This is a genomic window from Archangium sp. Cb G35 (assembly GCF_001896145.1).
In the GTDB taxonomy this organism is placed as follows: Bacteria; Myxococcota; Myxococcia; order Myxococcales; family Myxococcaceae; genus Archangium; species Archangium violaceum.
Genome location: NZ_MPOI01000020.1, coordinates 1 through 24,262, shown reverse-complemented (window position 1 = coordinate 24,262; position 24,262 = coordinate 1). Strand labels below are relative to the sequence as shown.

General features: G+C 67.1%; 24 protein-coding genes and 1 pseudogene. 6 read left to right on the top strand and 19 right to left on the bottom strand.

Features of this window, described 5'->3' with window-relative positions; all coding sequences use genetic code 11:
• Window positions 1-48 precede the first annotated feature (48 nt).
• The 10 genes from BO221_RS45900 to BO221_RS45855 all read right to left on the bottom strand — a co-directional run bounded on the left by BO221_RS45900 (window position 49) and on the right by BO221_RS45855 (window position 8,210).
• On the bottom strand, window positions 49-555 hold the full coding sequence (locus tag BO221_RS45900) for a hypothetical protein (protein WP_233166563.1): 507 nt from the start codon (window positions 553-555) through the stop codon (window positions 49-51).
• Between the two features lie 18 nt (window positions 556-573).
• Window positions 574-1,083 (bottom strand): hypothetical protein, encoded by a 510-nt coding sequence (locus BO221_RS45895; protein WP_073567270.1) that lies wholly within the window; start codon window positions 1,081-1,083, stop codon window positions 574-576.
• A gap of 89 nt (window positions 1,084-1,172) precedes the next feature.
• Complete coding sequence (locus BO221_RS45890; RefSeq protein ID WP_073567269.1) at window positions 1,173-1,700, bottom strand: hypothetical protein; 528 nt, start codon at window positions 1,698-1,700, stop codon at window positions 1,173-1,175.
• A 51-nt stretch (window positions 1,701-1,751) separates the two neighbouring features.
• Window positions 1,752-2,744 (bottom strand): HEAT repeat domain-containing protein, encoded by a 993-nt coding sequence (locus BO221_RS45885; protein WP_073567268.1) that lies wholly within the window; start codon window positions 2,742-2,744, stop codon window positions 1,752-1,754.
• 14 nt (window positions 2,745-2,758) lie between these two features.
• On the bottom strand, window positions 2,759-3,982 hold the full coding sequence (locus BO221_RS45880) for a hypothetical protein (RefSeq protein WP_233166562.1): 1,224 nt from the start codon (window positions 3,980-3,982) through the stop codon (window positions 2,759-2,761).
• A 107-nt stretch (window positions 3,983-4,089) separates the two neighbouring features.
• Window positions 4,090-4,617, bottom strand: a complete 528-nt coding sequence (locus tag BO221_RS45875; RefSeq protein ID WP_073567266.1) for a hypothetical protein — start codon at window positions 4,615-4,617, stop codon at window positions 4,090-4,092.
• Between the two features lie 123 nt (window positions 4,618-4,740).
• Window positions 4,741-5,265, bottom strand: a complete 525-nt coding sequence (locus BO221_RS54475; RefSeq protein WP_073567265.1) for a hypothetical protein — start codon at window positions 5,263-5,265, stop codon at window positions 4,741-4,743.
• A gap of 134 nt (window positions 5,266-5,399) precedes the next feature.
• Window positions 5,400-5,933: a hypothetical protein gene (locus tag BO221_RS45865; RefSeq protein WP_073567264.1), complete on the bottom strand. Its 534-nt coding sequence runs from the start codon at window positions 5,931-5,933 to the stop codon at window positions 5,400-5,402.
• A 50-nt stretch (window positions 5,934-5,983) separates the two neighbouring features.
• Window positions 5,984-6,982, bottom strand: coding sequence for a HEAT repeat domain-containing protein (locus BO221_RS45860; protein WP_073567263.1), 999 nt, complete (start codon window positions 6,980-6,982; stop codon window positions 5,984-5,986).
• A gap of 16 nt (window positions 6,983-6,998) precedes the next feature.
• Window positions 6,999-8,210 carry a hypothetical protein gene (locus BO221_RS45855; protein WP_073567262.1) on the bottom strand — a complete coding sequence of 404 codons (1,212 nt, stop codon included), beginning with the start codon at window positions 8,208-8,210 and terminating at the stop codon, window positions 6,999-7,001.
• Window positions 8,211-8,384: 174 nt separating this feature from the next.
• Here BO221_RS45855 and BO221_RS45850 point away from each other — a divergent pair, with 174 nt between their 5' ends.
• Window positions 8,385-9,023, top strand: a complete 639-nt coding sequence (locus BO221_RS45850) for a hypothetical protein (protein ID WP_073567261.1) — start codon at window positions 8,385-8,387, stop codon at window positions 9,021-9,023.
• Between the two features lie 114 nt (window positions 9,024-9,137).
• Here the strand turns inward: BO221_RS45850 and BO221_RS45845 are convergent, their stop codons facing one another.
• The 5 genes from BO221_RS45845 to BO221_RS45825 all read right to left on the bottom strand — a co-directional run bounded on the left by BO221_RS45845 (window position 9,138) and on the right by BO221_RS45825 (window position 14,663).
• The gene (locus BO221_RS45845; protein WP_073567260.1) at window positions 9,138-9,695 is read right to left on the bottom strand and encodes a hypothetical protein; all 558 of its coding nucleotides are present in this window, start codon (window positions 9,693-9,695) and stop codon (window positions 9,138-9,140) included.
• Window positions 9,696-9,698: 3 nt separating this feature from the next.
• Window positions 9,699-10,910 carry an XRE family transcriptional regulator gene (locus tag BO221_RS45840; protein WP_073567259.1) on the bottom strand — a complete coding sequence of 404 codons (1,212 nt, stop codon included), beginning with the start codon at window positions 10,908-10,910 and terminating at the stop codon, window positions 9,699-9,701.
• A complete protein-coding gene (locus BO221_RS45835) occupies window positions 10,885-12,276 on the bottom strand; it encodes a 7-cyano-7-deazaguanine synthase (RefSeq protein ID WP_083682538.1) in 1,392 nt (463 codons plus the stop codon). Before BO221_RS45835 ends, BO221_RS45840 begins: the two co-directional genes overlap by 26 nt.
• A gap of 8 nt (window positions 12,277-12,284) precedes the next feature.
• A complete protein-coding gene (locus tag BO221_RS45830; protein WP_073567257.1) occupies window positions 12,285-12,863 on the bottom strand; it encodes a hypothetical protein in 579 nt (192 codons plus the stop codon).
• 366 nt (window positions 12,864-13,229) lie between these two features.
• Complete coding sequence (locus BO221_RS45825; RefSeq protein WP_073567256.1) at window positions 13,230-14,663, bottom strand: NAD(P)/FAD-dependent oxidoreductase; 1,434 nt, start codon at window positions 14,661-14,663, stop codon at window positions 13,230-13,232.
• Window positions 14,664-14,886: 223 nt separating this feature from the next.
• On the opposite strand from BO221_RS45825, the gene BO221_RS45820 reads away from it, so the two are divergent.
• Window positions 14,887-15,870, top strand: coding sequence for an SDR family oxidoreductase (locus BO221_RS45820; RefSeq protein ID WP_073567255.1), 984 nt, complete (start codon window positions 14,887-14,889; stop codon window positions 15,868-15,870).
• Window positions 15,871-15,951: 81 nt separating this feature from the next.
• Window positions 15,952-16,536: a Uma2 family endonuclease gene (locus BO221_RS45815; protein ID WP_073567254.1), complete on the top strand. Its 585-nt coding sequence runs from the start codon at window positions 15,952-15,954 to the stop codon at window positions 16,534-16,536.
• 16 nt (window positions 16,537-16,552) lie between these two features.
• Here the strand turns inward: BO221_RS45815 and BO221_RS45810 are convergent, their stop codons facing one another.
• Together BO221_RS45810 and BO221_RS56800 are read right to left on the bottom strand one after the other, a co-directional pair.
• Entirely contained in the window at window positions 16,553-16,861 is a 309-nt protein-coding gene (locus BO221_RS45810; protein ID WP_233166561.1) for a hypothetical protein, read from the bottom strand.
• 71 nt (window positions 16,862-16,932) lie between these two features.
• Window positions 16,933-17,517, bottom strand: coding sequence for a hypothetical protein (locus tag BO221_RS56800; RefSeq protein WP_233166560.1), 585 nt, complete (start codon window positions 17,515-17,517; stop codon window positions 16,933-16,935).
• Between the two features lie 87 nt (window positions 17,518-17,604).
• On the opposite strand from BO221_RS56800, the gene BO221_RS45800 reads away from it, so the two are divergent.
• The 3 genes from BO221_RS45800 (at window position 17,605) to BO221_RS45790 (ending at window position 22,672) form a co-directional block, all read left to right on the top strand.
• Window positions 17,605-21,780, top strand: coding sequence for an SIR2 family protein (locus BO221_RS45800; RefSeq protein WP_073567252.1), 4,176 nt, complete (start codon window positions 17,605-17,607; stop codon window positions 21,778-21,780).
• A gap of 232 nt (window positions 21,781-22,012) precedes the next feature.
• Window positions 22,013-22,150, top strand: coding sequence for a hypothetical protein (locus tag BO221_RS55190; RefSeq protein ID WP_158080030.1), 138 nt, complete (start codon window positions 22,013-22,015; stop codon window positions 22,148-22,150).
• An 18-nt stretch (window positions 22,151-22,168) separates the two neighbouring features.
• The gene (locus BO221_RS45790; RefSeq protein WP_143196069.1) at window positions 22,169-22,672 is read left to right on the top strand and encodes a hypothetical protein; all 504 of its coding nucleotides are present in this window, start codon (window positions 22,169-22,171) and stop codon (window positions 22,670-22,672) included.
• A 141-nt stretch (window positions 22,673-22,813) separates the two neighbouring features.
• Here BO221_RS45790 and istB read toward each other — a convergent pair whose 3' ends face one another.
• Window positions 22,814-23,620, bottom strand: a complete 807-nt coding sequence (gene istB / locus BO221_RS45785; protein ID WP_073567249.1) for an IS21-like element helper ATPase IstB — start codon at window positions 23,618-23,620, stop codon at window positions 22,814-22,816.
• Window positions 23,617-24,262 (bottom strand): annotated as a pseudogene (locus BO221_RS45780) (IS21 family transposase); the annotation flags it as partial. The pseudogene BO221_RS45780 and the gene istB, both read right to left, overlap by 4 nt.

Genomic DNA, 24,262 nt, shown 5'->3' with positions numbered 1-24,262 from the left:
AGGGCTCCATCTCCCCTCGTCTCCCGGGCAACCAGCCAGGCGTGATTCCTAGAGAACGCCCACCACCTCACCGCGGGAGAGGAACTCGCCCTTGACGGTGTAGCCCGAGTACCACGAGGTGATGTTGGTGCCGTTCTTGTCCACCTGGATGTGGGTGTTGGGACCGGTGACGGCGCCGGTCCCGCCGACGTCGCCGAGCTGGCACCGGTCACACGTCTTGTCGTACGAGGCGGCGGTCTTGATGAAGTGCCAGAGCCGGAGCACCCGGCCATCCGAGAGGGGGGTCGTCACGGCGTTGTGGTTGCCGCTGCCGTTGCCGTTGCAGACGATGCCGGTGGTCCGGATGGTGAAATTCCAGGTCCTGACTCCGGAGATCGGTGCCTCGAGCGTGTCCACGCCGCAGTTCCCGCTGAGGTCCACCGCGCCGTGGAACGCGCCGCTCGAATAGTACGTGGTGGCCGTCACCGTACCGGGGTGGGGCGCCACCACATCGAGCGCGACCGCCGCCGTGGGAATGAGCGCCAGGGAAGCCAGTGCCGCCAGGGTCTTCTTCATGGTCGTGTCCCTCATGGGTCAGATGTGGCCAACCGTCTCGTCGAAGCTGAGGAACTCGCCCCGGGTGGTGTAGCCCGAATACCAGGAGGTGACGTGGGTGCCGTGCTTGTCCAACTGGAGGTGGACGCCGGGGCCATTGCTATGGACACCGCCGACGAGGCCGAGGACGCAGTTGCCTTCGCAGGTGCGGTCGTACGACTTGTCGTTCTTGATGAAGTGCCGGATGCGGAAGACCAGGCCGTCCCCGAAGCCGTGCTTCGCCTCGTTCACGAGGCCGCTGCCGCTGCCGGTGCAGACGGTGCTGGTGGTCTGGATGGTGACGTTCCAGTAGCCCGGGAAGGGCGCGCGGACGGGATCGTCGCACTGGCCGGCGATATCCACCGAGCCGTGGAACGAGCCGCTCGAGTAGTACGTGGTGGCCGTCACCGTGCCGTCGATGGGCGAGCCCACCCGGGTCGTCGCCGTGGCCGTGGGAATGAGCGCCAGGGACGCCAGCGCCGCGAGGGAACGCTTCAGGGAGTGATGCATGGTGTTTTCCTTTCGTGCCACGGGCCGGGAGCGGAACCGGACGGCTCCACTCCCTGGCCCGGTACCGGGCTCGACACGGCCCGCTCGAATCAGTCGAGGACGCCGAGCGTCTCGGTGCGGTCCACGGCCTCGCCCTTGGTGGTGTAGCCGGAGTACCAGGAGGTGTCGTAGGTGCCGCTCTTGGTCTGCTGCATGTGCGTGTGGGCGCCGGTGGAGTTACCCGTGGAGCCCTCGTCGCCGACCTGGCAGCGGTCGCACGTCTTGTCCACCGAGGCGGCCGTCTTGTTGAAGTGCCAGATGCGGAAGACCCAACCGTCCGCCCAGGTGTGCTTCGCCTCGTTCTGGTTGCCGCTGCCGTTGCCCGAGTTGCAGTAGTGGGTGGTGGTGTTGATGGTCACGTTCCAGTAGACCGAGCCCACCACGCCCGTCTCCACGCCCCAGTAGTTGCAGGTGCCGCTGGAGACGTCGATCGCTCCGTGGAACGAGCCGCTCGAATAGTACGTGGTGGTGGTGACCGTGCTGGGGTACGGCGCCTTGACGGTGTGCGCCGTCACGGCCGCGGGAACGAATGCAAGGGAGGCCAGGGCCGCCAGGGACAGCTTCATCGTGTTACGCATCGTTTCTTCCTCTCGAGCCGTGTCACGGCCCTCGTGAGGGGGGGTGGACGTCTACGGAACCTGTTGCATCCGCTGCTTCTCCCTCAGGATCAGGCTCCACTCCTGAAGGTCCAGGCTGAGGACTCGAATCCACGCGTCGATCTCCGGGGCCAGGCTGGGGTCGGTGCTCCGCAGCCGTTGCAGCTCGGGAATCGCTCCGATGAAGCCCAGCTGGGCGATGCTCTGCAGCAGGGCCTTGCGCACCCCGGCATCCGGCTCATCGCGGAACATGGCGAGCACGGACTGCCGGGCACTGGCCATCTGCTCCGCGGGCACTCCGCCCAGTGCGAGGGCCGCCGCCTTGCGCACCTCGGCGTCCTCGCTGCGCAGCAGGGATTGAATCTTCCCGGCCGAGCCCGCGCTGATCATCTGCGTGTCCATGTTGCCGAGAATCCTGGCCGTGACCTTGGGGTCCGTGGCGGCGGTGGCGGCCGACACCGCGGCGTCCGAGGCCGGGCCGTGGTAGCCCGCGTAGACCTGCTGGATGTCCTCGACGATGTTGGTGGCCACTTCCTGGCGCACCTCGGGGGAGGCGTCGCGCACCAGCTTCTCGTACGCGCCGTCCGTGCTCTCCAGGGCGCTGGTGCGGCGCATGGAGCGCACGGCGGCGGCGCGCAGGGCCGGATCTCGCTCCTCCATGGCCCGCCTGGCCACGGCCTTGATGGCCTCGGGGTCCGCCCCGCGCTCGGTGCGCGCCACCAGGGCGGCCGCGAGGTGCTCGGACATGACCGGGTCCGTCTCCCGCTCGAACGCGGCCCGGAGCTCGCTGTCGGGCAGGGTGACGGCGGACTCGCGCAGCAGCGTCCGCATGTACTTCTTGTACGCCTCGGAGTTCGACTTGAGCCCCTGGCGGATGGAGTCCAGCAGGCCCTCGACCGAGCAGTGCTCACCCTGGAGCTCGGGGCCCGGGGCCACCACCTGGGCGGCGGCCGCGCGAGGCATCAGCGCGCAGAGCGTGAGGGCGAGCAGGAGGGGGCGGGAAGTGATGGAGGTGGTGCGTGTCATGGGCGTTCCCGGGCTCACTCGTGGCGGTCGAGGCAGTTGAAGGGATCCTGGTTGGGCAGGCTGTTGTAGACCCGCACGAAGTCCAGGGCGCCGCTCGCGTAGATGCGCTCGAAGTCCTGGTAGATGCCCTGGAAGCGCGGATCCATCGTGGCCATGTTCGCCATGACGGGCAGGGCGCGCTTGCCGGCGGTACGAGCGGAGAAGCGGAAGAGGGCCCACTTCACGCACAGCGACTGCTCGGTCTCGAAGGTCTTGGAGAACAGGTCCAACACCTTCGCCTTGTCGTGGGACAGCGAGAGGTTGTGTGCCGCCGCGTCGCGGCCGTCCACGTTGCCCTCGCCGACCAGAATCTTCGCGAAGCGCTCGGTCTCCTCCGGGCCGAGCAGCGGCGCGGCGTGCATGGGCATCATCTGTCCCAGGTAGCGGATCTGCTCGTCGGGCGACTGGGCGCCGATGGTGAGCAGCTTGTCCATGTAGGAGCCGATGTCCGCGTTCTGCTTGAACTCGCGCTTCATGACGCGCGCGATGGTGCGCGCCGCGGCCCAGCCGGCCTCGCCGGACACGGGGTCGTTGGCGAAGGTGGTGAGCTTGTCCAGCGCCGCCGGCGCCAGCCGCTTCTGCGTGTCCAGCGCGGAGAGGATGCCGGCGCGCCGCTCGGAGGGAATGGCGTTGTCCAGGCCCATGTCCAGGAGCTTCGTGGCCACCTGGGGCTGGTGGACGGCCTCGGAGTCCCGCACCGCCATCAGGTACACCCCGAAAGGCCTGCCCTGGGCGTCCAGCGACCAGCTCAGCACCTCGAGTGCATTCGCCGGGTCCTTCCCGATGAGCTCCGTGAGGCGCTCCTTCAGGAAGTCCCGGACGAGCCCATCCCGTGAGTTGAGCAGGGGCTCGGCCCACTGGCGGAAGTTGTGGAGCGTCACCCCCTGGTTGAAGCGCTCCAAATCCTTCCAGCAGGTGGTGGTCTCGAAGCGCGGGGCCTTGGCCTCCTCACCCGGGAGCGAGGGCATACCCGTGGGGCCGGGGGCGCCCGTCTTCCGGGCCGGGCCCTGCTTCGCGGACGCCTGCGCGGCGGCGGGGCCCGTCTCCCCCGGCCCTTCCTTCGCCTCTCCTCCGCGGCCGATCAGCGCCACACCGGCAAGCAGGGCGGCGAGGCCAGCTCCAGCGGCGAGCAGCGGCTTGCGCCGGCCGGAGGGGCCTGGAGGGGAAGACGAGGGAGGCGGCGGAGAAGTGGGAGTCATGGCGGTGGGCCCGGTCGGGGGTTCCATCTCTAGAGAGACCCCGGACTTCACCGCCATCTCACAAAAAAAATTAAAACGAGAATTACACGGGAATACCCGTGCGAGGCTCAGTCGAGGACGCCGAGGGTCTCGGTGCGGGTCACGGCCTCACCGCGGGTGGTGTAGCCGGAGTACCAGGAGGTGTCCTTGGTGCCGTTCTTCTCCTGCATGAGGTGGGCGTGGGGGCCGGTGGCCTGGCCGGTGCCGCCTTCATTGCCCACCTGGCAGCGGTCGCACGTGCGGTCATACGAGTCGCTGGTCTTGATGAAGTGCTTCTGGTGGAACTTCCAGCCGTCCGCCCAGGTGTGCACCGCCATGTTGGCGTTCTCGTAGCCGTTGCCGTTGCAGACGACGCCGGAGGTGTTGATGGTCACGTTCCAGTGGACCGAGCCCACCACGGCCGTCTCGGCGCCCCAGTAGTTGCAGCGGCCGCTGGAGACGTCGATGGCGCCGTGGTAGCCGCCGCTCGGGTAGTACGTGAGGGCGGTGATGGTGCCGGGGAAGGGCGACTTGACGGTGTGGGCCGTCACGGCCGCGGGAACGAGCGCCAGGGACGCCAGCGCGGCGGCCAGGGTCATCTTCATCGTGTTACGCATCGTGTTTCCTTTCGAGCCGGGGGACCGGCTCGCGTGGGGGGACAGCACTCAGAAGAGGGGTTGGCCGCGCCGCCATCCCAGAAAACAGGCGGGCCGTGGGATGTCTGGCTTTGAAGGAGGTGCTCAGTCCAGCACGCCCACGAGCTCGCCCAGCGAGAGGGCCTCGCCCACGGTGGAGTAGCCAGCGTACCAGGAGGTGTCCTTGGTGCCGGACTTGTCGCGCTGCAGGTGCAGGGAGTTGGCGGGAATGCCCTTGTCTCCGGCCGCGCCGATGTTGCAGCGGTCGCACGTGCGGTCATACGTCTGGCCCGTCTTGTTGAAGTCCATCAGGCGGAAGGTGAAGCCGTCGGCGAAGGTGTGTCTCGCCACGTTCTGCGGGCCGGTCATGGCCGTGTTGCAGAGGGTGCTGGGGGTGTTGATGACCACGTTCCACGCCAGCGAGCCGGCGACACCCGTGGTGATGGGCGTGGTACCGCACGTGCCGCCGTCGATGTCCACGGCGCCGTGGTACGCGCCGCTCGAGGAGTAGGTGGTGGCCGCCACGGTGCCGGCCAGCGGGGCGCCGACGTTGCGCGCGGCGGGGGAGGCGGCGGGGACGAGCGCGGCCAGCGCGGCGAGCGCACACAGGGACTTCATCGTTCGAGGCATGGCGGGGTCCTCCCGGGCCGTGCCTGCCGCCCGGGTCATGGCTGTGAAGAAGGGGGGAGGAGACGGGCTGGGAGGCCCCGGACAGGCGCGCCTCCCAGTGCACACGAGGCCCGGACAGGCCTGGTTACTACTGGTTACGTGGCGATGTTTCCGACGGTCTCGCCGCGGCTGAGGAACTCACCCCTGGTGGTGGTGCCGTCGTACCAGCCGGTGAGGTTGCTGCCGTTGCGGTCGACCTGCATGTGGGTGTGGGGGCCGGTGACGTTGCCCGTGCCGCCCTCGTCGCCGATCTGGCAGCGGTCGCACGTCTTGTCCACCGAGGCGCCGGTCTTGAGGAAGTGCCACTGGCGGAGGATCTTGCCGTTGGCGAAGGTGTGCTTCACCTCGTTCTGGTTGCCGCTGCCGTTGCCGTAGCACACGGTGCCGGTGGTGCGGATGGTCACGTTCCAGTAGTAGGAGCCGTACGCGCCCGTCTCCACGCCCCAGTAGCCGCAGGCGTTGGCGCTGGAGATGTCCACCGCGCCGTGGAAGCTGCCGCTGGAGTAGTACGTGGTGGCCGTCACGGTGCCCGGGAAGGGCGAGCCGACCCGGACGTCGGCGGTCGCGGCCGCGGGGATGAACGCCAGGGAAGCCAGGACTGCCAGCGTCGTCTTCATCGTCTTACGCATCGTTGTTCCTCTGGACCGGTGGACCGGCCCCAGTGGGGGGGGGGTGTTCGCTACCGAGCCTGTTGCTGCCGCTGCTTCTCCCTCAGGATCAGGCTCCAATCCTGGTGGTTCATGTTGAGGACTCGAATCCAGCTGTCGATCTCCGACGTCATGCTCGGGTCGACAGCGCGCAACCGCTGGAGCTCGGGCACCGCGCCGGAGAAGCCGAGCCGGGCGATGCTCTGGAGGATGGCCTTGCGGACGGTGGGGTCCTTCTCGTCGCGGTACATGCCGGTCAGCGACTGACGGGCGTTGGCCATCTCCGCCACGGGCACGCCGCCGAGCGCGGTGGACGCCGCGGCGCGGACCTCGGCGGAGTCGCTGCCCAGCAGCCGCTCGAGCTTGCGCGCCGAGTCGGAGCTGATCTCCCCCGTCATGAGCTGGCCGAGCACCTTCGCCGTCACCTTCGGGTCGTCCGAGGCCGCGGCCGCCGACACCGCGGTATCCGCCGCCGGGCCATGGTGCCCGCCGTAGACGTAATGGGTGTCCTCGACGAGGTTGGTCGCCGCTTCCATGCGCACCTCGGGCGAGGGATCTCTCACCAGGCGCTCGAACATCTCCCCGCTGCGCCCCAGCGCGCCGGTGCGGCGCATGGCGCGGACCGTGGCGGCGCGCAGGCCAGGGTCCCGGTCCTCCAGCGCCCGCTTCGCCACCACCTGGAAGGCATCGTCCTCCAGGCCGCGCTCGGTGCGCGCCACCAGGGCCGCCGCCAGGTGCTCCACCATCACGGGGTCGTACTCGCGCTCGAAGGCGGCCTGGAGCTCGGCGCGCGGCAGGTTGACGGCGGACTCGCGCAGCAGCGTGCGCAGGTAGAGCTTGTAGGCCTCGGACTTGGACTTCATCCCGCGGCGGATGGAGTCCATCAGCCCCTCGACCGAGCACGTCGTGGGCTGGAGGGCGGGGGCCTCGCTCGAGGCGGACTGCTGCGCGGAAGCCAGGGCCGGCGCGAGCAGGCACACGGTGAGCGTCAGGGTGGGGAGCACGTTCATACGAAGGAAGGCGCGTGTCATGGGTGGGCTCCGGAGCTCATTCCTCGTGGCGGTCCAGGCAGCCGAAGGGATCGTCCGTGGGCAGGGAGAACCAGATGCGGTCGAAGTCGACGATGCCGCTGGCGTAGAGCTTCTCGAACTCCTGGTAGATGCCCTGGAAGCGCGGGTCCGTCATGGCCATGTCCGCCATGACCGGGAGCGCGTCCTTGCCCGCGGTGCGCGCCGCGAAGCGGAACAGGGCCCAGCGCACGCAGAGGTCCTTCTCGATTTGGAAGTTCTTGCCGTAGAGCTCCAGCGCCTGGGCCTTGTCCTCGGACATGGACAGCTCGTGCGCGGCCATCATGCGGACGTCCTCGCTGCCCTCGGTGGCCAGCAGCTTGCCGAGCCGCTCCGTGGCCTTCGTGTCGAGCGGCGCATCGGCGTCCATCCCCATCTCGGCCGCGAGGTAGCGCACCTGCTCGTCCGCCGACTGGCTGCTGATGGTGAGGAGCTTGTCGAGGTAGGGCTTGAAGTTGCCGGACTTCTTGTAGTCCTCCTTCATCACCCGGCCGATGGCGCGCGTGGTGACCCAGCCGGCCTCGCCCGAGGCGGCGTCCTGCGCGAAGGTGGCCAGCTTGTCGAGCGCCGCCGGCTCCAGCCGGGGCATGCGCTGCAGCTCGTCCAGGAAGCCCGCGCGCCGCCCCAGGTCCAGCTTCTCGTCGAGCCCGAGCTCGGTGAGCCGCGAGGCCATCTTGGGCAGGGCCTTGGAGCCCCGCAGGCCGCCCATGAACAGCTTGAACTCCGCGGGCGAGGCGTCGAGCGCCCAGTCGAGCACTTCACCGGCCCGGCCCGCGTCATCGCCGATGAGCTCGGCCAGGCGGCCCTTGAGATAGTCGAGGACGAGCGGATCCTTCACGGCCAGCAGCGGCCCGGCCCAGTCGCGGAACGTCTCCAGCGTCACCGACTCGTTGAAGCGCTCCAGGTCCTCCCAGCAGACGGTGCTGTTGAACTGCTTGGGCTTGGACTCGGCCTGCGCGGGTCCGCCCTGCGCGTTCCCGGCCTTCGAGGCGGCGGGGCCGTTGGACGAGGGCGGGGGGGCCTCGGCCTGGGAGGACTCGGGCTGGCCGCCCTCCGCGGACGAGCCACGGGAGAGGAGCGCCACCGCCGCCAGCAGGGCCACTGCACCGAGCGCGATCGCGATCTTCGGGCCGCGGCGGGCCGTGTCATTCACCGGGAGGGACGCGGAGCGATGGGGGGATTCTGGAGTCATGGGTCCTTATCTGGAAGAGGCCCTGAAGCCTCGCGCATCCCAAAAAAGTGAAAAATCCAGGTAAAACGGAAGTCACTGGAAGTGAATGAGGCCGGATTCCAGGGGGTTACGCGCCGGGGAGAGGGGGAGGGGGAAGGGCGGGCCGTGATAATTCAGGGGAAATTCAGGAGCCCCATGCACACGAGACGTTTCCGACTGGAGGAGGGCGGACCGAAGCGGCTCGAGCTCTCCTGGCGAGGCCACTACGAGGAGCTGCGGGCCACGGTGGACGGCGTGCAGGTGGGCCAGAGCCTGGGGAAGAGTGCCCTGCGTCACGGTGAGCTCTGGGGCCTCCCGGATGGGAGCCGGCTCGGGGTGAGGCTGCACCAGGGCGGGTTGCAGCTGCTGCTCGTCGAGCACGAGGGACGGCCGGTGCCGGGCTCGCAGGGGAACCCCATGACGTGGGTGAGGGGCGCGGCCTACAGCCTGCTGCTGGCGTGCTTCGTCCACCTGCTGCGGGATGACGTGTTGCTGCGGGTGGCGGCGGAGGAGACGGGAGCGGAGCGGGGGGTGTTCCCCTTCGTGCTGAGCGGGGCCATCGGGCTCGCCGGGCTCGTCACGCTGCGCGCCCCGGGAGTGGGGTTGATCGCCGCGGCCCTGCTGCTTCCCCTCAAGGCCCTGGCGGCGGGGGTGCGGCTGACGGGGGCGGGCTTCCAGTTCGGCCCGATGGACGTGGTGCTGTGGTCGCTCGTGTTCCTGTACCCCGTGCTGTCGGCGCTCTACATGCTGAAGCGCGCGCCGACGGTGGAGGGCACCCGGCGCTCGGAGGCGTGAGGGAGACGCCGCTCAGCCCTTGCGCCACACCTCGCTGGCGAGCAGCGCGCGGGCGGCGAGGAAGCCACACAGCCCGTGCACGCCGGGCCCCGGAGGCGTGGAGGAGGTCCCGAGTCAGTCGGTCAGATATGACAGGTACCACTCTCGATCGGTGTCGCTCTTGGGGGGCGCGAACCTTGCCTTCCAGCGGAGAGCACGTAGCACGTCCTTCACCGTTCCCGGGTCCAGACCGAGCTGGCCTGATGCCGAGCGTATCACTCCCAGCGTGGCGTGGAGTTCAAGGGACGGGTACAGCATTTGGAAGATCCTGCGCACCTTCCCGTCATCTGAAAGCAGCGGTAGCCCGAGTGTTCCGGCCATGGCTACGGCGCGTGCATCAACATCGGTGAGGTGGGCTGCCGCGTCGACAAAGGCATCAACGAACGCATCCCCCATGAGTTCCGAGGGATGCAAGGTGCAGAGCCCTGCCTGCTCTAGTGGGCTCCAATCGGCGGGCACCCAAGTGGGCTGCCCCTCCTCGTCCAGCGGACCGCGGAGACGCTGAGCCTCCTGCCTTACCTCGGGGAGGACGAACAGCGTCCAATCCATCGCGCGGAGGAAATCGATGGCTCGCCCCGTTGCCAGCAGGTTGATGGCCGAGCACGCATCGATGACGACGTGTTTCGTCGGCATCGCCTACCCCGCGTTCCGGGCGTTGAGGACGTCTTCGCCGAGGTCCAGAACGAGCTCTCCGCCCTCGGTAGCCTCCACTTGGCGTGCGAGGTACAGCTCGCGCGCCGTGATCCGATCACAATGCAGGTAGTTCGCGAGTTCTCCTTCGGAGAGCAGCTCCTGCGCATAGGCCTCCAGGGCCAGCCTTTCGTAACGTTGGGGAAGCCATCGCTCGGCGTTCTCCCGGGCAGGCTTCAATCCCATTTGTTTCTGAGCGGCCTGCGGGCGGAAATTTCGCTGAACCAATTTCCGGTACGTTCCTGCCGACAGAAGTTGCAGTTCCTCCAAACGCAGTGTCATGGCCTGAAAGGACACGGCGTAGAAGCGGGCCATAGCGATGAGGTCTGCGGCGGAGAAGTGGGCTCCCTTGTCCCTCAAATGCTCGGCGAAGCGGCGCCTCACTCCAGTAGCGGGCATGAGGAACTCGGCGGCTAGGGTCTCACTGAATATTTCGGAAGGATCGAGCCGACCCTCGAACTTCGCGGGCAGCACATCCCCAGCTTCGCGGTCGCGTAGGAAATGCCCCAACTCATGGACTAGGGACCACCGTCTGCGCTCCCGGAGTTGAAGTCGGTTGAGCGCGACGCAAGCGCCCAGCGTGTCACTCCAAAGGAAGATGGCGGCGACTTCCGAGGGGAGCGGAAGCTGGAAGATGCGCAGACCTGCTTCCAACTCCAGGAGGGACTCGAGTGCGAGCACGGGCCCATCACCGAGATCAAGGTGCCTGCGCAGGAACGCAGCGGCATCCTGCGCTGCAAGACGAGGCTCCAACCCAGTGGGTGATTGGGAGGCGCGATATGCGGTGATGGCCTCGAGAGGTGCCGGGGTTCGGGTGACGGAGAGTACCTGCTCCAACTCAACGTACTTCCTTCCGAGCGCTTTGAGGCGCTCGACGGCTTCTTCCACCGCGTCGCTTCGTGCTTGACGCGGCGCCATCCTGAACCTGGGGGATGCGTCCGCAACGACCGTGTGCTCACGGAGCAGTTCGTTCACGGAAATGGAGAGTTCCTGCGCGAGCTTGAGTAGCTCCGCGTTGGTGGGACGCCTCTCCCCCTTTTCCATGGCCACCAACGTTGTGCGTGCAACGCCGATGCTCTTCGCCAGTTGCTCTTGCGTCTGGTTCAGTCGTTTGCGCGCCTGGGCGATTCGCTCACCAAGTAGCTCGGAAGAGATCATGGTTGGCCTGCTTGGTGATGTGCTGGCGTGGTCGCCTGGGGAGGCTACGCGGACGCTGCTGCTCGTAGAACGAAAGCACCTCGGCGGCGTGGCGCTGGAAAAGGGATAGAACCTGTTCTTGTGCCTCTTCGCGGGATAATTGCGGAGTCTCTCGCCGGAGGTACTCCACTGCGTGGTCGACAGTTCGCGCATTGCCGACCAAGTCCTCGTAACGGGTCATCTTGGCGAAGCGCCGTGCCTGCGCTTCGAAGGCACTTACCTGGTACTGCCCACTTCTTCGCGTAGATCGACACCGATAGTAGGTGGGGTCTGATTGCCCCAAGACGGAATAGAGCGATGCACGTCGCAACAGGCAGGAAGTGCATACTCCGCAATGCTCGTTGAGGTCGCGCTTGTTTCGCTCCGTTTCATCGCACGAGTTCGATATGCGAGCCAGGCGCGTCAGATCAGCGCCGACCCGGCGACACAATGCACCTTTGGTACTCAGGAGGAAGGGTGCTTCCAACCTTAGGTGCTTCTCGAGCAAGCTCTCCAGGATGCTCTCAAGTTGTATCAGCGTGTAGGGATGCATCGCATGCGTATTCTGGGCGCCAGTTTGCGCCGCATTCATTGGAAGATTGAGTGCCCCCACGCCGCACTCGTATGTAGCTACTGTGTTGATCCCCAGCGCGTCGGCAGCAACTGCTGCGGCACTCAGAAACAGAAAGCCACGGGTCCGATTGGGAGTTTCAAGCTTCAACGGGCCTTGCCCGGTGCGCAGTTGGTGACGGAAGCCAATCCATCGATGCTGCAAATTCCGCAGCTTCAGAACCGAAAGGGTCTCCTTCAGGAAATGCTCGCGCACAGAGGTGCCGAGGGAAGACAGCAAGTAGAGCGGGCGGCCTCGTTCCTGGAGGCGAGTATAGGCGCCTGCGACAGAGTCCAATCCACCGCTGAACAGCGCGACCTCTTCTGCTCCGTCCAGGCGCTCAATGCTCCAGTCGAGTTGCTGCGGAGCGCATATCTGGGAGCGAGTCAACGTCAGAGTCCACTGGTCATCGGTCAACCAATGGAGGAACTTCTCCAAGGCAGGACGTACCCCGTTCAAATGCCCTGGTTCTGCAACGCCCACCTCCAGCTCGATTCTCCGAGGCCGGCCGTGGTGCTGTGACGCCTGGTCTCCATCAACGCTGCGTGGAGCGATCCGATCGACGTGGTGGACGGCGGTTGCTACATGAAGAAGGTCGCGCGCTATGGGGCGGAGCTGTCCCAACCAAGTGAGCGGCTCATGCTCCAGCCGTATCCGTCCCAACCGGCGAGGCTTTCCTTCCGATGGATGCATGAGGACTTCGCCGAAGCTGCCTACGGTATATCGGAAGGTGCTCATGCTGGACCTCACAGGAGATTTTCGCCGTACAGGTCCACTTCGCTCCGGAACTTCGAGGCGAGGCCCAGCCGCTTGAAGTTTGGATTCCGCACCATCAGGGCCGCAGTGGTATCGATCAGTTGCGCTAGGTGACTCTCAAGCTCCTGCACGTCAAGCTGGATGCCTCTCTTATTGAGCCGCTCAGCCACTCCTCCCCGAGCTTCAATGATCGCGGAGTTGATGGCGCTCATGACGAAGCAACGGAGGACGTACTGCTCGTCTCGGATCCCCAATCCACAGGCACGGATGGCTTCCTGGCAGAGGAGTTCGTCCTTCCAGTCCTTGCCGTATTGCTCGCGCACGCGGCTCAAAGCGGACCGGTGGATGTGGGCGAAGTCCTCGAACCACGCTTGGCGCTCGTCACCAGCTTGGGATGCGAGACACCTCAGCGTCATGTGAAGGGATGCAACACCTCCGTCAAGGAGGTGGTTGAGCCCTTCAGCAATGGGGAGGAGTTCAGGCTCCTTGCCGCACGCTGTACGCACGAGGCTTTGTGCCGCTCCGCGCAGGGGCGGTGACAGGGTCGTGAAGATGTCCCGGTCCGGCATGGCTCCCTCCTGAGGGATATGGCTCCACCGAGCCCTTTCGACAAAGTCAGATCTAATGATCTGGCGAGCAGATTTCAAGTCGACATTGTCAAGCCGGTGGCGCTCATGATGGCTTTCAGCCAACTACCTGAAATCACGAGCTTTTTTGTCTCGTCGCTTCTGGTGCTACAGGCTCGTTGCCTGCTGATGCTCTGTCCGATGTACCAAGGTGTGCAGGACCGTCAATTTTCCGGTCACACGACTTTCTGGTCGAGACAGGGCGGAGCGCTAACCACGTGACTCATGCAATGAGCCGGAGGTGGTGTACGGCCTGCGGTTGGTTCTGACGTCCTTCAAATCGGTCGGCCCTCTCGAATCGGTCGGCCCTCAGCCCTTGCGCCACACCTCGCTGGCGAGCAGCGCGCGGGCGGCGAGGAAGCCACACAGCCCGTGCACGCCGGGCCCCGGAGGCGTGGAGGCCGAGCACAGATAGAGGCGCGGATCCGGCGTGGCGTAGGGGACGAGCCGGGCCACGGGCCGGGCGAAGAGCTGTGCGCCCTCCATGGCGCCGCCGGAGATGTCACCGCCGATGAAGTTGGGGTTGTAGGCCTCGTACTGCGCGGGCGAGCGCGTGTGCCGGGCGAGGATGCGTGCGCGGAAGCCGGGAGCGCTGCGCTCCACCTGGGCTTCGATGCGCTCCGTCATGTCCTCGGTGCAGCCGTTGGGGACGTGGCAGTACGCCCAGCCGGTGTGCTGGCCCGAGGGGGCGCGGCTCGGGTCGAAGAGCGTGTGCTGGGCGAGCAGCACGTAGGGGCGCTCGGGAATCTCCCCGCGAGAGACGGCGGCCTCGCTGGCGGAGATCTCCTCCAGGGTGCCGCCGAGGTGCACGGTGCCGGCGCGGGCACACGCGGGGGCGCGCCAGGGAATGGGGCCGGAGAGGGCCCAGTCCACCTTGAAGACACCGGGCCCGTAGCGGAAGCGCTGGAGCTTCTCCACGTAGGACGGAGGCAGCCGGTGGCCGGCGAGCTTCACGAGCTGCCGGGGCGTCACGTCGAGCAGCACGGCGCGCGAGCGGGGCAGCTCGTCCACGTTGAGCACGCGGTGGCCCGTCTCCACCTCGCCGCCGAGCGCGCGCAGGTAGCTGACGAGCGCGTCCACGAGCTTCTGCGTGCCACCGCGGGGAAAGGGCCAGCCCACGGCGTGGCCGGAGGCGAGCAGGAGAATCCCGAAGGCGGAGGTGAAGGGCTTCTCCAGGGCGGAGAAGGAGTGGGCGGCGGAGCCGGCGAAGAGGGCGCGCGCCAGAGGCCCGTGGAAGGCATGCGAGGCGAGCGAGTGCGCGGGGCGCAGGGCGCGCAGGCCGAAGCGGGCGAGGCGGAAGGGGCGGCGGGGGATGCGCAGCGGGTCGCCGAGCTGGGCCATGACGTCGTCGAAGGCACGCACCATGGGGCGCATCCACTTCACATAGCGCTCGGCGTCGGGGCCGAGCCCCTGGGCGGTGGCCTCGAGGGAGCGCTCGAGGACGGCGGCGGTGCCGTTGTCGAGCGGGTGGGCGAGGGCGGCCTCGGGGTGGACCCATTCGAGGCCATGGGCGGCGAGGGGCAACTGGCGGAAGAAGGGCGAGGCGGCGGCGAGCGGGTGGATGGCGGAGCAGATGTCGTGGACGAAGCCGGGGAGGGTGAGCTCGGCCGAGCGGGCGCCACCGCCGGGCGTGGGGCCGGCCTCGAAGACACGCACGGAGCGGCCCGCGCGCGCCAGGGAGATGGCGGCGGCGAGCCCGTTGGGACCGGCGCCCACCACGACGGCATCGAGCATCGAGCTCATAGGTTGTGAAGCTTCACCCGACCTGATGGGGACAGGAGGAAATGCCACCGGATGGCGTTCACCAGTGGACGTCCGAGGTCGTCCGGCACCACGGCACCCGGGCGGGCAGGCGGGGGCCGAGGGGGCGCGAGGTGCGCGGAGGGGGCGGGAATTCCCATCCTTCGGGGTGGAAGTGCGGCTCGAGCGAGGCCCGGTGCGGGGCCCGGGAGACAGGGGAGAGGACATGGCTCGCCAGGACCTGAAGGGCAAGGTCGCCATCGTGACGGGGGCGTCGAGCGGAGTGGGCTGGCAGGCGGCGGTGCGCCTGGGCGAGGCGGGGGTGAAGCTGTGCATCACCGCGCGCCGGGTGGAGGCGCTGGAGAAGCTGCGCCACGAATTGGAGTCGAAGGGTGTGGAATGTATTTCAGTGCCCGGAGACGTGACGGTGCAGGCGGACGTGGAGCAGGTGGTGCGCGAGTGCCTGACGCACTACGGCCGGGTGGACCTCCTGGTGAACGACGCGGCGGTGCAGTCGTACGGCTTCTTCGACGAGCTGCCGTGGGAGCACCTCACGCGCACCTTCGACATCAACGTGTTTGGCTTCATGCGCTTCGCGCGGGCGGTGCTGCCGCATTTCAAGGCGCAGGGCAGCGGCCACATCCTCAACGTGCAGTCGATGCTGTCGAAGGGCTCGGCGCCGCTGCTGGCGGCGTACAGCGCGAGCAAGCACGCGACATTGGGGTGGGCGAAGTGCCTGGAGATGGAGTTGGTGGGCACGGGGATACAGGTGTCGAACGTGCTGGTGCCCTCGGTGGCGACGAACATGTTCGCGCACGCGCCGACGATGTTCGGCCTGGCGCCGAAGCCGGTGCCGCCGACGTATGACCCGGACGTGGCGGCGCGTGCGGTGGTGCGGTGCGCGACGTGGCCGGGGAGGACGGTGGTGCCGGTGTTCCTCGGCGGGCGGCTGCTGTTGTGGGTGAACGCGCTCTTCCCGAGGATGGGCAAGGCGTTGATGGGCCGGTTCGGCGCGCGGATGCAGATGAAGGATGAACCCCTGCATCGGCCCGAGGGCAATCTCTTCCGGCCGATGGCGCAGGGCGTGGGCCCGTACGGGCCGGTGCCACCGACGCCGCTGTGGAAGCGGTTGTCGGCGACGGCGGGCCTCGCCGCGCTGCTGGGCGGCGTGGTGCTGGGCGTGGCGGGACTGGCCCGAGCGGCACGCTGAAAGGGCGCGGGACCCTACCTCTCCCGTCAGGCCTTCCTGTAGGATGTGAGCAGTCAGGCGGGAAGGCCTGCGGGAGGAGCGATGGCGAAGGGAAAGCGTCCAGCCACCTACGAGGACATCGAGGCGTTACCACCGGGTTGGGTGGGGGAGATCATCGACGACGAGCTGTATGCCTTTCCCCGCCCATCGACATGGAACCTGTGGGCGATGTCGGTGCTCGGTGCACGACTGGGGCGCACCTTTGGTGTTGGGCAGGGCGGGCGGGGAGGCTGGTGGCTCGTGAGGGAGCCGGAGTGGCACTTCGGCCGGCAGGTGCTGGTGCCGGATCTGGCGGGCTGGCGTTACGAACGGGCTCCCAGGTTGTTCGAGCAGGATGCGCCCTTCTTCGACCTGACGCCCGATTGGGTCTGCGAGGTGCTCTCCCCATCCACGGAGGCGTTGGACCGGGAACACAAGCTGCGGCTCTACCATCAAGAGGGCGTGAGCCACGCGTGGTTGGTGGACCCGCGGGCGCGCACGCTGGAGGTCTACCGGCGAGGAGCGCAAGGCTGGCGGTTCGCCCGGTACGGAGGAGGGGACGTGGTCCACGCCGAGCCATTCGACGCCGAGCCACTGGACCTGGGGCGGCTCTGGGCGCCCGGGTCGAGGCCCGCCTCCGGGCCCTGATGTCTCGGAGGCAGGCTCACCCCTCGGATTCTTCGTCCATCGCCTCCAGTTCCTCGATCGTGGGAAAGCGGATGAAGACCCACTCACCGTCGCGCATGCGTGTGACGTTATGGCGAGCGCCTGCCACCTCGATGACCGCCTCGTAGGGAACAGTCGCCTGGGCTCGCAGCCATGCGAGTGCCTCGTCCCGGGTGCCGAAGGAGCGCAGGGGCTTCGGCCAGGCCTCTTCTGTGTTGAAGACCCTGGCGTACTCCCAGAAGTCCCTCAGCCGGCCAACGTGTTGCAGGAAGAGGAGCGCCTTGGCGGCGGTTTCGATGGTGGCCACGGATTCCGGCTCACTGGAGTGCTGCCCTGCTAGCGCTCCGAGGGATTTCAGGAGGTCTTCCAGCTTGGAGTTCATTTCCGTTCCCCACAGACGGCGCCTTCCGGTGTGCTTTCCGATTGAGTCATCAGTACCAGCGGGGCGAGGACCAGGACTCCAGCACCGGCGGAGACGACGATGAATGTTGCTCCAGCCGCGGTGACGATGGTGCCCACCAGCACCTCCTGGCGATGGCGCTTCAGCCAGTCAATGGCTTCATCCATGGCGGTGAACTCCATGGCATGAAGCTCTTTCAGCTTGAGGCAGTCCTCATACGCCTCACGGCACGTGTTCTGGCAGTACGAATAATGGCCTGGGCTCCCACGCTCGATGAGATCGGGAGGCTTCCTCTTCCAGCAGCGTCGGAAGCACTCGATCTGCTCTTTGTCGCAGTCCCTGGCGCGGCGCGCGGTGAGCGCTATCGGCCCTGACTCCCTTGCCCGGACGAGCGCTTGAGCCAGCAGGGCCCGGTCGAAATCTGATGCTTCCTGCCAAGTCACCGCCTGCGCCTCATCCGAGGTATCGCGAATGACCAGGAGCCGGTCCTGTGGAGGTACGAGACGCTCGGAGGGGACAGAACGCGGAGTACTACATGCCAGGAGGAGGAGGGGCAGGAGCATGCAGGCACCTGCCCGCATGTGGAGGGGCATCATCAAGGGTATCCCACGAAGTTGAGGGGGGGCGCTCTGGTAGCATGCCGGGCAAGCATGGCAAGCGACATCATCGACTTCCAGTTGGAGCGGGGACGCCACGAGGAACTAATCGGGCGTGAGGACGTGATGGCCGAGCTGGAGGCTCTCCTGCTGGGCGGACCCTCGCGCGGGTGGGTACTGGTCAAGGGCGGGCCGGGGATGGGCAAGAGCGCGCTGCTGACCGAGTGGTTGAAGCGGCGCGAGGGTGCGGGGCTGCCGGTGCCGCCGCACCATTTCCTGCGACGCGGCGTGGAGGACTGGGACCGGCCCGAGGCGGTCAAGCGCAACCTGGCGGCGCAGGTGGAGCGGCTGTACCCCGAGCTGGTGGATTCAAATGCACGCCCCGAGTCGCGCCTGCGCGAGCTGTTGCAACGGGTCTCGGACAAGGAGTTGAAGCCGCGCAATGAGCGGCTGTTGCTGGTGGTGGATGGCCTCGACGAGGTCGAGGGCGAGCCGGACGGCTCCAACCCGCTGCCGCGCTTCCTGCCGCACGTGCTGCCGCCCGGGGTGAAGGTGCTGTGTGCCTCGCGGCCTACGTACCCGTACCTGAGTTGGCTGGAGGCCCGGGAGGGTTTTCGCGCCATCGACCTGGATGGCGTGCAGTGGGCGGGCTCGAACAGGAACGTGGTGCGTCAGTACTGGGAATACGTGGCACCCCGGTTCGTGCCGCCGCTGACCCCCGCCTTCGTGAGAGAGGTCGTGCAGCGGGCCGAAGGCAACGTGCTCTACGCGGTGAAGTTGGAGGAGTGGTTGCACGGGCAGCCGGTGGAGAAGCGGCGGGCTGAGTCGCTACCTCGCGGACTGGAAGCGCTGCTCGAGGAGAACTGGAACCGAATCCAGGAGTTGCCCCAGGAGCTTCGTAAGGTGGTTCTCGAAGGGCTCGGCGTGGTGGCCGTGGCCCGTGAGGCGCTGCCGTTGTCGGTCCTGGCGGCAGTGGCCTCCTGGAAGGAGTTGGAGGACGGCGAGAGATTCCTGCGCGGGGCACGCGCGTTCCTCCTCGAGGAGCCGGGGCATGAGGGGTGCGAGAAGGTCTGGCGGCCCTTCCATGAGTCCTTCCGGAGCTTCATCCTGTCGAAGCTCGGTCACGAGCGGGAGCGGGCGGAGCACCAGCGATTGGCGGAGCGCTTGTGCCGGTGGCCGGTGGAGACTGCTGACCGGGGCTTCCGTCGGCGCTATGCCTTGCGCCATGGCGTGACGCACTGGTTGAAGGCGGAGGAGTGGGGGCGGGCACGCAGGCTCTACACGGACCTGGGCTATCTCGAGGCGAAGTGTCGGCTCGCGGGTGTATTCGCCGTCGAGGAAGACCTACGCGGTGGCGCGGAATGGGGACGCCCTGAGGAGGTGGAGTGCCCGGTGGCTCTTCTTCGGGCCATCCAGGCCGAGTCCCATGGTTTGAGGAAGGTCCCGGAGGCACTGGCACTGGTTGTCTACAACCGGCTGCGCTCCTTCGGGTGGACGGCTGCGAGGGTCGAAGAGACGCTGCACTTTCCAGAGGGGCTGCCTGCGCTTCGTTTGCGGCATCCTGTGGCGGCCGGGAGCAGTGAACGCACCTTGGACGGACACCACGGTTGGGTGAGAGGGTGCGCGGTGACGCCAGATGGGCGGCGCGTGGTGTCGGCGTCCAACGACAAGACGCTGAAGATCTGGGATGTGGAGACGGGACAGGACCTGGCAACCCTGAGAGGCCACGAGGGGTGGGTGTTGGGCTGCGCGGTGACGCCGGATGGGCGGCGCGTGGTGTCGGCGTCGGACGACAAGACGCTGAAGGTGTGGGACGCGGAGACCGGGAAGGAGTGGGTGACACTGGCGGGGCACGAGGCCGCGGTCAACGGCTGCGCGGTGACGCCAGACGGGCGGCACATGGTGTCTGCGTCTGACGACGAGACACTGAAAGTCTGGGAAGTAGATACGGGGAGGGAGTTGGTAACTCTGCGGGGCCACCGAGGAGGAGTGAGTGGCTGCGCGGTGATGCCAGATGGGCGGCGTGTGGTGTCCTCTTCCTACGATATGACGTTGAAGGTGTGGGACTGGGTAACGGGGAAGGAAATGGCCTCCTGGGAGGGCCACAGAGGCGGGGTCCGCAGTTGCGCTGTGCTGCCGGACGGGCGGTGTGTGGTGTCGGCGTCCAACGATGGCACGCTCAAAATCTGGGACGTGGAGACGAGCCGGGAACTGGCGACCTTGAATGGTCACGAGGGCTGGGTGCGGTGCTGCTCGGTGCTGTCAGATGGGCAGCGGGTGGTGTCAGCATCCGATGATGGGACGCTGAAGATCTGGGACGTGGAGACACGTCGAGAACTGGCCACCCTGAAAGGTCATGGGGATGGGGTTGGGGGCTGCACGGTGACGCCGGATGGGCAGCGCGTGGTGTCCGCGTCCGATGACGGGACGCTGAAGATCTGGGAGGTGGAGTCAGTCCAGGAGCTGTCCACCCCCAGGGGTCATTCGGGGTGGGTGAATAGCTGCGCGATGATGCCGGATGGACAGCGTGTGGTGTCCGCCTCCAACGACAAGACGCTGAAGGTATGGGACCTGAAGACGGGGCAGGCGTTGAGGACGCTGGAAGGTCACAGTGGAGTGGTGAGTTGCTGCGCGATGATGCCGGACGGGCAGCGCGTGGTGTCCGCGTCCGATGACGGGACGCTGAAGATCTGGGAGGTGGAAACAGGTCGCGAATTGTTCAACTTCGAGGGCGATGGGGATTGGCAGATGGGCTGCGCGGGGGGGTCGCGTGGAGACCGTGTTGTCGCTGCATCCGCAAATCGGACGCTGCGGGTCTGGGATGTGGAATCGGGTCGGAAACTGGCAACCCTGAAGGGCCATCAGGGTGGGGTTCGGAGTTGTGCGGTGACGCGAGATGGGCGGCACGTGGTGTCGGCGTCGAACGACAAGACGCTGAAGATCTGGGACGTGGAGACGGGACGGGAAGTCTCTACCTTGAAGGGGCATGGGGGATGGGTGATGGGCTGTGTAGTGACGCCGGATGGGCGGCGCGTGGTGTCCGCATCGGAGGACAAGTCCCTGAAGGTGTGGGATGTGGAGACATGGCGCGAGCTGGCAACCCTGAGGGGACACGAGGGGTGGGTGAGCGGCTGCACGGTGACGCCGGATGGGCGGCGCGTGGTGTCGGCGTCCTACGATAAGACCTTGAAGGTGTGGGATATCGGCTCGGGGCAGTGCCTCTCCACGCTTTTCGGAACGGGTGCCTTTCTCTCAGTCGCGGCCACATCCGATGTCGTTTGTGCGGGCGACGTGCTTGGAAATGTCTGGATTCTCGAAATGGAGCCGGCTGTTGCCAGGGCGGGCCCGGCTCTCATCAATACGTCAGCACCTGGACCGACCATGAGCATTCCCTTCCCGAAGCCCGTTCTCGAGGCCTACCGCTCCAACGCGCTCGCCTTGTTCATTGGCTCCGGCCTCTCTCTTGGCCGCGACGTCAAGGGCAACTTCCCCACGTGGTCGCAGCTTCCCCACCGGTTGCTCGATGTCTGTGAGCGTCTTGGCTCGCTCGACGCTCAGGTCATCCAGGCCCGGCGCGGTTTGTTCACGGGGCGCATGCGCCTCGAAGTCATGCTCGCGGATCTTGGTTCCCTGCGCGCAGCCCTCGACCGCGACTACCAGACGGCGCTCAATGACGTCTTCCGCCCCTCGGACGCGGCCCCGGGCGCGGCGCATCAGGCCGTGGCCCGGCTCGGTGTTCGCGCGATCCTGACCACGAACTACGACCCGCTCCTCGAACGGCTCCAGGAGGCGCAGCACAGGCAGCCCTACACGTGGAAGGAATCGGAGCTGGCGCTCAATGACCTGGAGTCTGGGCGCCATGTCCTGCTCAAGGTCCACGGGACGGCGGAGCGCCACGACACCGTGGTCATGACCGAGAGCGAGTACAGGGATGTTCGTTCCAACCCATCCTACCGAGCCGTTCTGGGCTATCTGCTCCAGGGCTACACGTTCTTGTTCATCGGCTACGGGATGAATGACCCACTCGACCTGGATCTCGTGCTGAAGTGGAACGCGGAGGCATTCAAGTCCGCGGCCCGCCGGCACTACGCGCTCCTGAAGGACCCGAGCGACAACGACCGGGACCGCTACGAGCGCGAGTACAACGTCCGGGTCATTCCCTACAGCGATCACGCGCAGCTTCCAGCCATCTTGGAGGAGCTCCAGCGCACTGCCGCCCGTCAGCCCTGAGTCGGTTCTGATGGAGGGGTGAATGTCTCACATGGAGAAGAAGCACCGCAGTCCTGGCGAGCGGGATAACACGAATGCACAAGGTGCTGCTCGGCGAGAGATATCGCGGGGCTCCTCTCTGTGGACTCTGTCTGGATCCTTCTCGCTGATGGTTCTCATGCTTCAGGCGGCGTGCCTCACGCATACGCCCGTGGGCGGTCAACTCGCGGGGAGCCGCCACTCTCGAACGACAATGGTGCAGCAAGAGTTTCGCCCGGCGCCACCGCAGTTCGAGCCCGTGCTCGCTGTCCAGGTGGAGATGGTCGAGCCTCGCGGTTCCACCCGCGTGGTGGTCGTCACGAGAGCGGAGTTCCAGCGGGCGGTGCAGTAACTCGGCCGCGGCTTCCAGATGCAGGGGACTCCTCAGGAGACAGCACAGCGGCTCTTCCAATCCATGCCGGAGGAGGAACTGCTCGCCGAGGTGTATCGCGGTCGCGTTCTCAGCCTGGTTCCCCTGGATGACAAAAGTCCTCTTGTCCCCGAGGCGGAGGCGGCCCTGCGGGCGAAATACCTGCGCTGGTGTGAGGGGCGCGGTGGTGGGGACTGTCTGGGGCTCTTCTGGGACGGGCCCTATCTGCGCACGGACGACCGGCGCACGCTGGCGCTCGCCCTGGCATTTGGCACCGTGCTGGACGAGACGCGGGAGGCCCTGGGGCGGGAGTTGAGTCCCCAGGCGGTGCTCTCCTCTCTGGTGTGGGCGGCCGGGTTGTACCTCGCGCTTTGGCTGGTGCCCGAGCCGTTCACGAAAGCACTGGCTGCGAGCCTGACGGTGCTTCTGGTTGCATGGCTCGGGTTGGACGCGGTGTGGGGGCTCGTGGACGGGTGGGCCCTGTCAGGCGACAGGAATTTTTGACCCCCTTACGTCACTAAAACTGACCCCCTCCCAGGGCCCGGTGTCCTACGTCGAGATGCTACGTCGTTCTGCTGCGTGCGTCCGCCGGAGCTCGCCCTCGCTGCTTCTTGAGCGAGGGCGAGCGTAGGCGACTGCCGAGGCTCAGCGCTCGGGTTCAGCTGTGCTGTTGGTGGCCTGCGGCACGCCTCGGCTCAGCAGTCCGGCCTTCTTCTTCTGCCGCAGCCGGTAGCTCTCGCCCTGGATGAGCAGCGTGTGGCTGTGGTGCAGCAGCCGGTCGAGGATGGCCGCGGCCAGCACGTCATCGCCAAAGACGCTGCCCCACTGGCCCACCATCTGGTTGGTGGTTAGCAGCATGCTGCCCTTCTCGTAGCGACGCGCCACCAGTTGGAAGAAGAGGTGGGCGCTGCGCTTCTCGAAGGGCAGATAGCCCAGCTCGTCCACCACCAGCAGCTTCGGCTTGGCGAAGTAGTTGAGCTTGTCCTTGAGCGCCCCCTCGCTCTCGGCCTTGGCCAGCGCCGCCAGCAGCGCCGTGGCGTTGGTGAAGAGGACGGAGTGCCCGGTCTCCACCGCCGCGCGGCCCAGTCCAATCGCCAGGTGCGTCTTGCCCACTCCCGGCGGGCCGAAGAGCAGCACGTTCTCCGCCTGGGCGATGAAACGCCCCGTGGCCAGCTCCCGCACCAGCCGCTGGTCCACCGAGGGTTGCGCCTTGAAGTCGAAGTCCTCCAGCGTCTTCACCGCCGGGAAGTGCGCGATGGTGATTCCCATGCTGATTCGCTTGCGCTGCTTGGCCCCCATCTCCTCGCGCAACAGCGCGTCGAGGAAGTCCAGGTAGGTGGGCTCGGTGCGCGCCGCCTCCGCCAGCAGCGCGTCCAGCCGCTCGACCAGGTGTCCAAGGCGCAGCCGCTCCAGGTGCTCGAGCACGCGCGCGTGGATGAGCTCGTGGCTCATGCAGCACCTCGCTTCCCGGCATGCTCCACCACGGCGGCGTAGTCCTCCAACGAGCGCCCGTGCACGGCCAGCTTGGAGCTCCCCTCAACGGGCTCCACAGTGCGCGGCCGCCACAGGCCCTCCCAGTGCGCCTCGTCGACAACACGGGCGTGCGGCTCCTTGCCGCGTGCGTGGGTGGCCACCAACTTGCCGGCGTGGAAGATGCGCACCTGCTGCTCGCCCACCTGCACCTCGACGCTCTCGCGCACCAGCCGGTGCGGCACGCTGTAGCGCACCGTGTCTACGTCCACGAGCGCGTCATTGGCCACCTTGCGCTTGAGCCTCTGCTGGCGGCGTGGCAACGGACGCGAGGGCAGCGGGCGCAGCGCGGCCTTCTCCTCGCGCTCAAACCTGTCGAGGGGGCGCTCGTGCGTGGTGCCGTGCACGCGTGCATCCGCTTCGGCCATCCACTCCTCCAGGTGCCTCTCCATCGCGCCGAAGGAGTCGAAGCCCCTGCCCGCCAGCGCGTTGCGCTTGACGTATTTGACGCCCGACTCCGTCTTGCCCTTGGTGCGCGCGCGGTACGGCCCGCATGCCTTGGGGGTGACGTCCCAGTCCCGGCAGAACTCCACCCAGGCCGGGTGGAAGCGCACGGTACCGGCC